The organism is Paraburkholderia sp. GV068 (assembly GCF_003058125.1).
Lineage (GTDB): Bacteria > Pseudomonadota > Gammaproteobacteria > Burkholderiales > Burkholderiaceae > Paraburkholderia > Paraburkholderia graminis.
The window spans coordinates 27,001-39,183 of sequence record NZ_QBUB01000026.1 but is presented as its reverse complement, the minus strand read 5'-3'; the positions used below and the strand labels follow the sequence as shown (position 1 = coordinate 39,183).

Annotated in this window: 10 protein-coding genes; 7 read left to right on the top strand and 3 right to left on the bottom strand. The window is 62.2% G+C overall.

Translation table 11 applies throughout. The features are described from left to right. Positions 1–80: 80 nt before the first annotated feature. Positions 81–1,280 (bottom strand): formaldehyde dehydrogenase, glutathione-independent, encoded by a 1,200-nt coding sequence (gene fdhA, locus C8K18_RS31375; protein ID WP_029971749.1) that lies wholly within the window; start codon positions 1,278–1,280, stop codon positions 81–83. Positions 1,281–1,521: 241 nt separating this feature from the next. Between fdhA and betI the strand changes: the two genes are divergently transcribed. The 5 genes from betI to ampC all read left to right on the top strand — a co-directional run bounded on the left by betI (position 1,522) and on the right by ampC (position 8,845). Continuing rightward, a complete protein-coding gene (gene betI, locus C8K18_RS31370; RefSeq protein WP_107710899.1) occupies positions 1,522–2,109 on the top strand; it encodes a transcriptional regulator BetI in 588 nt (195 codons plus the stop codon). Between the two features lie 39 nt (positions 2,110–2,148). Further along, positions 2,149–3,618: a betaine-aldehyde dehydrogenase gene (gene betB, locus C8K18_RS31365; RefSeq protein ID WP_107710900.1), complete on the top strand. Its 1,470-nt coding sequence runs from the start codon at positions 2,149–2,151 to the stop codon at positions 3,616–3,618. A 10-nt stretch (positions 3,619–3,628) separates the two neighbouring features. Further along, positions 3,629–5,314 (top strand): choline dehydrogenase, encoded by a 1,686-nt coding sequence (betA, locus tag C8K18_RS31360; RefSeq protein WP_107710901.1) that lies wholly within the window; start codon positions 3,629–3,631, stop codon positions 5,312–5,314. Positions 5,315–5,505: 191 nt separating this feature from the next. Continuing rightward, entirely contained in the window at positions 5,506–7,482 is a 1,977-nt protein-coding gene (locus C8K18_RS31355) for an alkyl/aryl-sulfatase (RefSeq protein WP_107710902.1), read from the top strand. A gap of 184 nt (positions 7,483–7,666) precedes the next feature. Then, entirely contained in the window at positions 7,667–8,845 is a 1,179-nt protein-coding gene (ampC, locus tag C8K18_RS31350; protein WP_107710903.1) for a class C beta-lactamase, read from the top strand. A gap of 66 nt (positions 8,846–8,911) precedes the next feature. Here ampC and C8K18_RS31345 read toward each other — a convergent pair whose 3' ends face one another. Further along, complete coding sequence (locus C8K18_RS31345; RefSeq protein WP_107710904.1) at positions 8,912–10,330, bottom strand: MFS transporter; 1,419 nt, start codon at positions 10,328–10,330, stop codon at positions 8,912–8,914. 307 nt (positions 10,331–10,637) lie between these two features. On the opposite strand from C8K18_RS31345, the gene C8K18_RS31340 reads away from it, so the two are divergent. Both C8K18_RS31340 and C8K18_RS33960 read left to right on the top strand, forming a co-directional pair. Continuing rightward, positions 10,638–11,588 carry a LysR family transcriptional regulator gene (locus C8K18_RS31340; protein ID WP_258196238.1) on the top strand — a complete coding sequence of 317 codons (951 nt, stop codon included), beginning with the start codon at positions 10,638–10,640 and terminating at the stop codon, positions 11,586–11,588. Then, positions 11,579–11,740, top strand: coding sequence for a hypothetical protein (locus C8K18_RS33960; protein ID WP_258196239.1), 162 nt, complete (start codon positions 11,579–11,581; stop codon positions 11,738–11,740). Before C8K18_RS31340 ends, C8K18_RS33960 begins: the two co-directional genes overlap by 10 nt. A 115-nt stretch (positions 11,741–11,855) precedes the next feature. Here C8K18_RS33960 and C8K18_RS31335 read toward each other — a convergent pair whose 3' ends face one another. Continuing rightward, positions 11,856–12,119, bottom strand: a complete 264-nt coding sequence (locus tag C8K18_RS31335; RefSeq protein ID WP_006052190.1) for a hypothetical protein — start codon at positions 12,117–12,119, stop codon at positions 11,856–11,858. Between the last annotated feature and the right edge of the window lie 64 nt (positions 12,120–12,183).

Below are 12,183 nucleotides of genomic sequence, written 5' to 3'. Positions count from 1 at the left end.
TCGCCACAAGCAAAAAACGCGTTGAACGTGACCACGTTCAACGCGTTTCCTTACTACAGGCTTCTAACTTCGTCCGAAGCTCAAGCCGCCTTCAACAGCCCATGCGGATCGATCACGAACTTGCGCGGCGCACCGCCGTCGAACTGGCGATAACCGTCCGGCGCCTGATCGAGCGACACCACCGTCACGTTCACGATGTCCGCAATCGGCAGACGGTCCCAAAGAATCGCCTGCATCAGATTGTGGTTGTACTTCATCACCGGCGTCTGGCCCGTGTGGAACGAATGCGACTTCGCCCAGCCGAGCCCAAAGCGGATGCTCAGACTCCCCTTGCGCGCGGCAGCGTCCGCGGCGCCCGGATCGTCGGTGACATAGAGCCCCGGAATACCGATCGCCCCCGCAGCCCTCGTGATTTCCATCAGCGAGTTCAGCACAGTGGCGGGGGCTTCCTCGTGCGAGCCGCTGCTGCCGTGGCCGTGCGCCTCGAAGCCCACGCAGTCCACCGCGCAATCCACTTCCGGCTTACCCAGAATCTGCTCGATCTGTTCGCCGAGCGTCGCATCCTTCGACAGATCGACGGTCTCGAATCCCATCTTGCGAGCATGCGCAAGGCGCTCCTCGTTCATGTCGCCGACGATCGTGCACGCCGCGCCCAACAGACGCGCCGACGCAGCCGCCGCCATGCCCACCGGCCCGGCGCCTGCGATATAAACCGTCGCGCCCGGCTTGACGCCTGCCATGACCGCGCCGTGATAACCGGTCGGCAGAATGTCGGACAGGCACGTCAGGTCGCGAATCTTCGACATCGCCTGCGCGCGGTCGGGAAACTTCAGCAGATTGAAGTCGGCATACGGCACCATCACGTACTCGGCCTGGCCGCCGATCCAGCCGCCCATATCCACGTATCCATAAGCGCCGCCCGCACGCGACGGGTTCACGTTCAGGCACACGCCGGTATGCTGCGACTTGCAGGTCGGACACCGTCCGCATGCCACGTTGAACGGCACGGAGACGAGATCGCCAACGCTCAGCGTCTCGACGTCGCGGCCGACCTCAATCACTTCGCCGGTAATCTCGTGGCCGAGCACGAGGCCGACTTCCGCGGTCGTGCGGCCCCGCACCATGTGCTGGTCGGAGCCGCAAATATTCGTGCTGACCACCTTCAGAATCACACCGTGACCGATCGCACGGCCGCGTGGGTCGACCATCTTCGGATAGTCGATCGATTGCACTTCAACCTTGCCCTGCCCCAGATAGACGACGCCGCGATTGCTGCTCATTGAATGTCTCCATGTCTTGTGAGCGGTGCGCGGCCTATGCGCCGCACGCCGTTCAACGAGCGTAGCGCCCGCCGCGGCCAACCACCTGCACCGAACCCGACACGAGTTTGGCCGAAACCGACATGGCCCTTCTTCGCAGGTTTTTATTGATTGACCGTTCAATATAAAAAAACTACCATGCGTCGATCGAACCTGCGGGCGAGGTGCCGGCAGCGAACCGTCTGATCTTTACAGTCACGCCATGCCCAAGCTCGGAATGCGCGAAATTCGCCGCGCGCAGTTGATCGACGCGACGCTGCTCACCATCGACCAGACCGGCCTCGCGGGCGCCACGCTCGCGTCGGTCGCGCAGCGCGCGAGCACTTCCACCGGCATCGTGAGCCACTATTTCGGCGACAAGGACGGACTTCTCGAAGCCACCATGCGCCATGTGTTGCGCGATTTGTGGCAGGCCACGTCGCGTCGTCGTCGCGCGGCAAAAACAGACCCGCGCTCGAAACTGCGTGCGGTCGTCGCCGCCAATTTCGATGCCGAGCAAACCAGCGCGCCCGTCATGAAGACCTGGCTTGCGTTCTGGTCCGAGAGCATGCACAAGCCGCAATTGCGGCGTCTGCAGTATGTCAACACGCGCCGTTTGAACTCCAATCTGTGCGCGGATTTTTCGAAAGCCCTGCCGCGTGCGGCGGCGCGGCGCGCGGCCAGCGGTCTCGCGGCATTGATCGACGGATTGTGGCTGCGTGGCGCCTTGTCGGGCGAACCGTTCGACACGAAAGCGGCGCTGCGCGTCGCCAACGAATACATCGACCTGGTCCTGGCGGCGCGCGAATAGCGCGCAGCAGCCGGCGACATCTCTACAAAGGAGCACATGATGGCGGTATTCGCAATGCAACGTCTGTACATTGGCGGCGCTTACGTCGACGCGACCAGCGGTGAAACCTTCGACACCGTCGACCCCGCCACCGGCGAAACGCTCGCGACCGTGCAGCAGGCGAGTGCCGCGGACGTCGATCGCGCAGTGCAGTCCGCGCGCGACGGTCAGCGCGAGTGGGCCGCGCTCACGGCAATGCAGCGCTCGCGCATCCTGCGCCGCGCGGTCGAGATTCTGCGCGAGCGCAACGACGAACTCGCGCTGCTCGAAACGCGCGACACCGGCAAGCCGATCGCGGAAACGCAGGCGGTGGACATCGTGACCGGCGCGGACGTCATCGAGTATTACGCGGGACTCGCGACCGCTATCGAAGGGCAGCAGATTCCGCTGCGGCCGTCGTCGTTCGTGTACACGCGGCGCGAACCGCTCGGCGTTTGCGCGGGCATCGGCGCATGGAATTATCCGATTCAGATTGCGTGCTGGAAGTCCGCGCCCGCGCTTGCCGCAGGCAATGCGATGATTTTCAAGCCGAGCGAGGTCACGCCGCTTACTGCGTTGAAACTCGCGGAAATCTACACCGAAGCCGGCGTGCCGCCTGGCGTGTTCAACGTCGTGCAAGGCGACGGCCGCGTAGGCGCGATGCTGGCCGCGCATCCGGACATCGAAAAGATTTCGTTCACGGGCGGAGTGGAAACGGGCAAGAAGGTGATGTCGATGGCGGGCGCGTCGTCGTTGAAAGAAGTGACGATGGAACTCGGCGGCAAGTCCCCGTTGCTCGTGTTCGACGACGCGAATCTCGAACGCGCCGCCGACATCGCGATGAGCGCCAACTTCTTCAGCTCGGGCCAGGTCTGCACGAACGGCACGCGCGTGTTCGTGCAGCGCAATGTGATCGAGCGCTTCGAGGCATTGCTGCTCGAACGCGTGAAGCGTATTCGCGTCGGTGCGCCGACCGAGGCGTCCACCAACTTTGGCCCGCTCGTGAGCGCCGCGCAATTGCAAAAGGTGCTCGGCTATATAGAAAGCGGTGTTAAGGAAGGCGCGCGTTTGATCGCGGGCGGCAAGCGTTTGACAGAAAATCATTATGCGCAAGGTCAATACGTAGAGCCAACTATCTTCACCGGTTGCCACGACGACATGCGAATCGTGCGTGAGGAAATCTTCGGGCCGGTCATGAGCAGTCTCGTATTCGACGAAGAAGACGAAGCCATCGAGCGCGCGAATCGCACCGCGTATGGCCTCGCCGCCGGCGTCGTCACGGAAAACCTGGCGCGTGCGCATCGGGTGATTCATCGGCTGGAAGCAGGCATTTGCTGGATCAACACGTGGGGCGAGTCGCCCGCCGAAATGCCCGTGGGCGGCTATAAGCAATCCGGCGTGGGCCGCGAAAACGGCATCACGACACTCGAGCACTACACGCGCATCAAGTCCGTGCAGGTCGAGCTGGGCCCTTATCAACCGGTGTTCTGAGAGCGCTGCCATGAGTTCCATCGAATACGATTACATCATCGTCGGCGCGGGTTCGGCGGGCAACGTGCTGGCCTCGCGTCTCACGGAAGACGCCGACGTCACTGTGCTGCTGCTCGAAGCGGGCGGTCCCGATTACCGCTTCGATTTCCGCACGCAGATGCCCGCCGCCCTCGCCTATCCGCTGCAAGGGCGCCGCTATAACTGGGCGTACGAGACCGACCCCGAGCCGCATATGGACAACCGCCGCATGGAATGCGGACGCGGCAAGGGACTCGGCGGGTCGTCGCTGATCAACGGCATGTGCTATATCCGCGGCAACGCGCTCGATTACGACGGCTGGGCTCAGCGCCCAGGCCTCGAAAACTGGACGTATCTCGACTGCCTGCCGTACTTCCGCAAGGCGGAAACGCGCGACGTAGGCCCGAACGCCTATCACGGCGGCGACGGTCCGGTGCATGTGACCACCAGCAAGCCCGGCAACAATCCGCTGTTCGCGGCGATGGTCGAAGCCGGCGTGCAGGCCGGCTTTCCGCGCACCGACGATCTGAACGGCTATCAGCAGGAAGGCTTCGGCCCGATGGATCGCACAGTCACGCCCAAAGGCCGGCGCGCGAGCACGGCGCGCGGCTATCTGGACCGCGCGAAGGCGCGTTCGAACCTGACCATCGTCACGCACGCGCTGACCGATCGCGTGCTGTTCTCCGGCAAGCGCGCGGTCGGCGTCGCGTATCTGCAGCATGGCGCGGCCGTCAACGCGCATGCGCGCCGCGAAGTGCTAGTCTGCAGCGGCGCGATTGCATCGCCGCAATTGCTGCAACGCTCCGGCGTGGGCCGGTCGACGTGGCTGCGCGAACTGGACATTCCGCTCGTCCACGACTTGCCGGGCGTCGGCGAAAATTTGCAGGACCATCTGGAGATGTATATCCAGTACGAATGCAAGGAGCCCGTCTCGCTCTACCCCGCATTGCAATGGTGGAATCAGCCTGCTATTGGGCTCGAATGGATGGTGAACGGCACCGGCATCGGCGCGAGCAATCAGTTCGAAGCGGGCGGCTTTATCCGTACACGCGACGACGACTTGTGGCCCAACATCCAGTATCACTTTCTGCCGGTCGCGATCAACTACAACGGCTCGAACGCGATCAAGATGCATGGCTTTCAGGCACATGTCGGTTCGATGCGTTCGCCAAGCCGCGGACGCGTGAAGCTCACGTCGCGCGATCCGGCGGCGCATCCGAGCATCCTATTCAACTACATGGCCGATCCGCTCGACTGGCGCGAGTTCCGCGACGGCATTCGCATCACACGCGAGATCATGCGGCAGCCGGCGCTGGAGCGTTATCGCGGACGCGAGCTGAATCCCGGCGCCGAGCTGACTACCGACGCGCAACTCGACGCTTTCGTGCGGGCACGCGCCGAGACGGCGTTTCATCCTTCGTGCTCGTGCAAGATGGGCTACGACGACATGGCCGTGGTGGACAACGAAGGACGCGTGCATGGCACGGAGGGGCTGCGCGTGGTCGATGCGTCGATCATGCCGCTTATCACCACGGGCAATCTGAACGCGCCGACCATCATGCTGGCCGAGAAGATCGCCGACCGGATTCGTGGACGCGAGGCATTGGCGCGCGTGGACACGCCCTACTTCGTCGCGAACGGTGCGCCCTTCAGAAAGCGCGAACGTGTGACCGTTTAGCGCATTGCGTCAGCCGCCCGATTCTGTTTGCGAATCATGATGCCGTGAGGCCGTCAGGCGGTCACGCATCTCGTTCTTGACTTCCTCCTACCCAACATCCAGATTAGATCAGGAGTATTGAAAGCTCTCTGAGGACTCGTTGTCCGCAGATGGATGTTGTTGGCAAACCGCTAGCGTGGCCCGGAGGCAAGATGAAATGGTTAGCATGGCTGTTGCCGTTAAGCATAGGTGCGCAGGCATATGCACAATCGAACGAAGCAGGCGCGACTAGTCCCGCGAGAAACGACGCAACGACACAGACCGGGCAGGTAAACCAGCAGATCGGGAGTTACCTGAATCTCGCAGACAAACGGGATTTCGAGGATGCAGGACGCGGCTTCATATCGTCCCTGCCGCAACCAGTTCTGACCACCGCGTCGGGCCGTACGGTGGTCGACCTCACACGCTATGCTTTCCTGCGTCCCGGAACCGAAGCTCCGCCAACGGTCAATCCAAGCCTGTGGCGTCAGGAGCAGATACTGACGATGAACGGCCTGTTCAAGGTGGTCGACGGCATCTATCAGGTGCGCAATATCGACCTGGCCAACATCACGTTTATTCGAGGGGCGACCGGCTGGATCGTAGTCGATACCGGAAGTTCAGCCGAGACAGCGAAGGCAGCGTTGGAACTGGTCAATGAAAAGGTCGAACGCCGGCCGGTTAGCGCCGTCATCATCACGCATAGCCACGTCGACCATTTCAGCGGCATCAGAGGCGTGGTCGACGAAAAAGACGTGGCCTCGGGCAAGGTTCCATTGATCGCGCCGGAAGGCTTCATGGAAGAAGCAATCAGCGAGAACATTTTCGCTGGAAACGCAATGAGCCGCCGCGCGTCGTACATGTACGGCGATCTTCTCGAGAAAGACCCGAAAGGTACGGTCGGCAGCGGCCTCGGCCTCGTCAATGCGACCGGCACGCTCACGCTGCTTCAACCGAACCGCCTCATCAAGAAGACGGGCGAGAAGCTGACGGTGGACGGCGTCGACGTCGTCTTTCAGATGGCGCCAGGCACCGAAGCGCCCGCCGAGATGCTGTTCTACTTCCCGCAGTTCAAGGCGCTCGATCTCGCCGAAGACGCGAATCATTCGTTGCATAACATTCTGACGCTCAGAGGCGCGAAGGCGAGAAGCGCGCAGAAGTGGGCTGCGGCGCTCGATCAAACCATTGCCATGTTCGGCAACGACGCTCAAGTGTCTTTCGGAAGCCACCATTGGCCGCAGTGGGGAAATGAACGCGTCGTCGAGCATTTGTCGAAACAGCGGGACCTGTACAAGTACATCAACGATCAGACACTGCGCATGGCCAACGAAGGCTTGACCATGCATGAAATCGCCGAACAGTTCGTGCTTCCCGATTCGCTCGCCAAGGAATTTTATAACCGTGGCTATTACGGCAATCTGAAACACGACGTCAGATCGACTTATCAACTCTACCTGGGATGGTGGGATGCCAATCCCGCGAACCTCGATCCGCTTCCACCCACCGAAGAAGCGAAGAAATACGTCGAGCTTATCGGCGCCGACAAGATCATGGCGAACGCGCGTGACGCCTATAGCAAAGGCGAGTACCGATGGGTCGCCACCATCACCAACAAGCTGGTATTCGCGCAACCTGATAATCAGGCCGCGCGGCGTCTCGAAGCCGATGCACTTGAACAGTTGGGCTATCAGTCGGAATCGGGCACCGTCCGCAATGTTTATCTGAGCGGCGCTCACGAGTTGCGCGGTGGCGTGAAGAAGATGGCCGGCGTGAACACGGCGGCACCCGACATCATCACGGCCATGTCGCCGGAAATGTTCCTCGACTTCCTGGCGATCCACCTGAACGGCCCGCGCGCGGCCAATAAAAACTATGCGTTCAATCTGATCCTCCCCGACGTGAAGAAGCAATTTGCGCTTACCGTGCGCAACGGTGTGATGAACTATGTGGAAGGCCGTCCATTGGAGCATGCCGACGGAACGATCACGTTCGACAAGTCGACCCTGGACGACATCGCGCTCGGCAATGTGAAGCTGCAGCAATTGTCCGAGACGGGTAAGGTGAAGTTCGACGGCGATAAAGCGAAGTTCCGGGAAATGCTCGGAATGTTCGATAAGTTCGATTACTGGTTTTCTATCGCGGAACCGTAAGCATTTTCCAACGGCGCGATTACGGTTGCGAGGAGACCGTATTGCGCTCACCGCGAACTGCAACTGCACGCCCTCAGTTTTTCTTGACCCTCGCATAAGTTATCGTCGATTGTCAGCGCTTTGCCAAAGCGGGATAGTGCTGCGTCTGGACACCCGCCGATAACCGTTCGAGGAAGCATTGCACATGAAGCTAAAAGCCGTGAGCCTGATGGTCACCCTGCTGTTTGCGCTGGGCGCACCTGCGCAGGCAAGCCGCGCGGCAAGCGAAGGCGAAGCCGAACGCCAGGTGAAATCCGTAGTGGACTCCGCAATCGAGCCGCTAATCGCGAAACATCATGTGCCCGGGATGGCGGTCGGAATCGTCGCCAATGGCAAAACCTACGTCTTCGACTACGGCATGGCATCGGCGGAAACCGGCAAGCCGGTCACGCAGCGCACGCTCTTTGAAATCGGCTCCGTGAGCAAGACATTCACCGCGACGCTCGCCGAATATGCGCAGTTGAACGGCCATCTGAGGCTATCGGACCCGACGCAAACATACTTGCCGTCCTTGCGAGGCAGCGCATTCGGCAAGGTTAGCCTGCTGAATCTCGCCACGCACACGCCCGGCGGTCTGCCGCTCCAGGTGCCCGACGAGATCCACGACAACGCGCAGTTGTTGCAGTACTTCAGCACATGGAAACCGGCCTACGCGCCGGGCACGTATCGTACCTACGCGAATCCGGGGATCGGCACGCTCGGTCTGATCACGGCGAAAAACATGAATCAGGACTTTGCGTCGCTGATGGAGCAGCGCCTGTTTCCGGCGCTCGGCATGACGAGCAGCTACATCCATGTTCCGCCGACGAAAATGTCCGACTACGCGCAGGGCTACACGAAGGACGGCGCGCCGATCCGCATGAAAGGCGGCGTGCTCGCCGACGAAGCGTACGGCGTGAGGACCACCGCCGCCGACATGCTGCGTTTCGTGCAAGCGAACATGAATCTGATCGACGTCGACAGCCAGCTTCAGCGCGCGATCACGGCGACACACACGGGCTACTTCAAGGCCGGCGTGCTGACGCAGGACCTGATATGGGAGCAGTACGCGTATCCCGTCACGTTGACGACCTTGCACGAAGGCAATGCGCCCGCGATGGCCACCACGGCGACGCCGGTCATCGCAATCGAGCCGCCCTTGCTGCCGCAGCAGAATGTGTGGATCAACAAAACCGGTTCGACGAATGGGTTCGGCACCTACGTTGCCTTCATTCCGCAGAAACACGTCGGCGTCGTTTTGCTTGCCAACAGGAATTTCCCGATCGAGGACCGCGTGAGCGCTGCGTATCGGATCGTGTCGGCACTGGTGGCGAGCAAACAGTAAGCGCCGGTGCCCGGTTAGCTGTGAAGAGCGCAGCCGACAACGACTGCGCTCTTCGCGGGTGGGTCGTCAATCGCGCACCGGACTCAGCACGCCGTGCGCGTCGGTCTCCACCGCTTCCGAGACGAGCGTCTCCAGCGCGAGTCCGCGTGTTTCGATGCCGAGTATCCACACAGCCGCGGCCGCGATCACGAAACACATTGCGCCGAGCGAGAACACGCCGCCCTGTCCGAACATCGGCAGCACGACGCCGACCACGTACGGCCCGATCAGCGAGCCCACGCGGCCGATTGCCGACGCGAAACCGGAGCCCGTCGCGCGCGCGCCGGTGCCGTACAGTTCCGGCGTGTACGTGTAGAGCACCGCCCACATCGCGAACAGGAAAAACTGCATCGCGAGACCGGCGCAAATCAGCAGCGTGGGCGTTTGCGCGTGCAGCGCGGTTTGTCCATAGACGTAGGCCATCACCGCACTGCCCGCGAGCGACGCGATACATGTCGGCTTGCGTCCCCAACGCTCGACCAGCCACGCCGCGCAGATAAATCCGGGAATGCCGCCGAGCGAAATCAGCACCGTATACAGCACCGACTTCGTCACCGCGAAGCCCGCCTGCTGCATCAACGCGCCGAGCCACGAAGTCAATCCGTAAAAGCCGAGCAGCGCAAAGAACCACAACGTCCACACCATGATCGTGCGACGCCGGTAAGCCGCGCTCCAGATCTCGCGAAACGCGCCCGCGCCTTTGGCGGCCACCGGTTCGACCAGCATGACCGGCTCGCGCAAACGGCTCAGACCGGCGGCGTTCATCACCTTGACCTCGATGTCGGCGAGAATTTTATCGGCCTCGCCGCGACGTCCGCGATGTTCGAGCCAACGCGGCGACTCGGGCACGACACGGCGCACGATCAGCACAAACACGGCCGGAATCGCGAGCAACGCGAACTCCGTGCGCCAGCCATAGGCGGGCAGCACGAAGTACGACACCACGCCCGCCGTGATGAAACCGAGCGGCCAGAAGCCGTCCATCAACGCAATCAGGCGTCCGCGCGACGAAGCGGGAACGAATTCCGACAGCAGCGTTTGCGCGATCGGAAACTCCATGCCCATGCCGAAGCCGAGCAGCACGCGATAGAAAATCAGCGCTTCGACGCTTTGCGCCGTCGAACAGAGATACGATGCGAGGCCCCACAGCACCATGCTCCACTGAAAAACCGGCCGGCGTCCGAAGCGATCGGCCAGCAGTCCCGCCACGGCCGCACCGCCCACCATGCCGAAGAAGCTCGCACTCGCGACGAGCCCCGCGGTTGCCGTCGACAAGCCGAATTCGGTCTTGATCGAACCGAGCACGAAGGTCATCGTACCGAGATCGACGGAATCGAAGAAGAACGCAATCGCGATGATGATGAAGATGGTCCGGTGATAACCGGAGAACGGCAGCCGTTCGAGTCGCGCGGCGGCAGTTGCGCGAGGCTGAGAAACGGTAGGCATGGCATCCCCTGAATGATGCGGCGACGGCCGCGAGTGATGTTTCGAGCAGCGTTTTCAGTAGACGCCGACATAAATCGGCCACATAGAAGAAATACGTCATCCGGATGGAACAAGGGCGTCGTGAGGACGTTGTGTTAAGTTGATCGCCTCCTTTTTTTCTTGCGGCTTTTTTTACGCGAAGGCACGGTCCTGACGTTGCCTCCTGACGTTGGCTCCGATTGCGGCGCGCGCGATTTTCTGGGGACAATGGCTGTTCGGACTGGGCACTGATTCGGGTAACGACTTGACGACCGCATTCACCAGACAAGTGGCATCCACGAGGTTTTCGCCGCCGCGCATCGGCTCGAAAACGGTCCGGCGCGCCGACCTGCTCACGCATCTCGAGCGCATGCGGCACGCCACGCTTGCGCTCGTCACCGGGAGCGCGGGCTACGGCAAGACCACCCTCCTCGCCCAATGGCGCGAGCGATGCGTGAAGGCGGGCGCGGACGTCGCGTGGTTATCGCTGAGCGCGGACGAAGCCGATTGGTCGCTCGCCGCCGCGGCGCGGCGCGTTCACCTGTCGCAACCCGCGTTGACGCGCAGCATTCAGGCGCTCGAGGCGCAAGCCGGCTTGCCGCTGTGCGAGCGAGGCCCGCGCGGCGTCAAACTGAACGCCGCGGGGCAGATGGTGGCCGAACGGGCAAGGCGCATTCTGTTCGAGACCAACAGCCTCGCCCGCGATCTGGTTCTTCTACAGCAGCATGAAGTGGGGAGTGTGGACTTCGGGCTTGGGCCGCTGCCGGCCGCGATCATGCTGCCGGAGGTGCTCTGCACGCTCAATTGCGATTGGCCTGGGCTGCGCGTGAACGCGGAAGTCAATGAAGGAGAAGCGCTGGTCGAATCGCTGCGCACGGAGCGGCTCGACTTCGTCGTGGTCGAACATCGTTACGCCCCGCTCTCCGCGGAACTGAAAATTCACCGCTTGCCTGTCGAGCCTGCCGGCTGTTTCGTTCGTCCGCAGCATCCGTTGCTGGCGGGCGAGATGACAGTGGAACGTCTGCGGCAAGCCGCGCTCGCTTGTGTGCGCGCGCCGCATAGTGCGCAGCAAAGGATGCGTGAGGTTCTCGGTTGTCTGCCGGGCGAGAACCTGCGCTTCAGGTCGTCACCAACGATTTTCATGCGCTGGTTCACGTCACGCGTCGCTCGGATCTCGTCCTGCTGTCGCCGACGCGCGCGGTGCAGAACGAATTGCAGACAGGCAGCCTCGTGCAGTTGACCGTACCGGCGATATTCAACCTTTCCGCGCAATTTGCCGTGGTCAGCCTGACGCAGCGCGCGCTGTCGCCGTCCGCGCAGCGGGCGATTGTCGCGATCGAGGCCGCGAGCGGTTCGACAGCAAGCGCGTCATTTCCAGAGCAGCCCGCGTAGGCTCGATGAGCCCACTCGCGGGCACGTCTTACGATGTCAAAGACAACGCGGTGCGTGGTCAGTGCCCGGTAACAGCGCGGCCAACACATCACAACGCCGAATCGAAAGCCAACGCCTACGAACGCATGCGCGCCCGCGCCGCGCCCGCAATGCGCGCGAGCGTCTCCGCACTCAAACGCGCGGCGACTTTCCGCACATAGTCATGATGCCGCGCCTGCAACGGCGCGCCGAGTTGCTGCGCGAGCAGATAGCGGATCAGCGCAATGCGCCGGTGCCGCAGCAGCATGCTTTGATCGAGCAGCGCGAGCGCGGCATCGGCATCGCCTTGGTGGCACGCGCGCTCGGTGAGTCGCGCGGTGACGACACGGGTCGACGTCATGTGAGTCCCGCAACGGGAAAACCGCGAGCGGCGCGTGAGAGCAGCGCTCGCGGCGTGACGGCGG

Coding starts and splice junctions, on each gene's coding strand:
- C8K18_RS31335 (WP_006052190.1), bottom strand. CDS start 12,119: ATGACGTCGACCCGTGTCGTCACCGCGCGACTCACCGAGCGCGCGTGC.
- C8K18_RS31355 (WP_107710902.1), top strand. CDS start 5,506: ATGAAATGGTTAGCATGGCTGTTGCCGTTAAGCATAGGTGCGCAGGCA.
- betI (WP_107710899.1), top strand. CDS start 1,522: ATGCCCAAGCTCGGAATGCGCGAAATTCGCCGCGCGCAGTTGATCGAC.
- ampC (WP_107710903.1), top strand. CDS start 7,667: ATGAAGCTAAAAGCCGTGAGCCTGATGGTCACCCTGCTGTTTGCGCTG.
- betA (WP_107710901.1), top strand. CDS start 3,629: ATGAGTTCCATCGAATACGATTACATCATCGTCGGCGCGGGTTCGGCG.
- fdhA (WP_029971749.1), bottom strand. CDS start 1,280: ATGAGCAGCAATCGCGGCGTCGTCTATCTGGGGCAGGGCAAGGTTGAA.
- C8K18_RS31345 (WP_107710904.1), bottom strand. CDS start 10,330: ATGCCTACCGTTTCTCAGCCTCGCGCAACTGCCGCCGCGCGACTCGAA.
- betB (WP_107710900.1), top strand. CDS start 2,149: ATGGCGGTATTCGCAATGCAACGTCTGTACATTGGCGGCGCTTACGTC.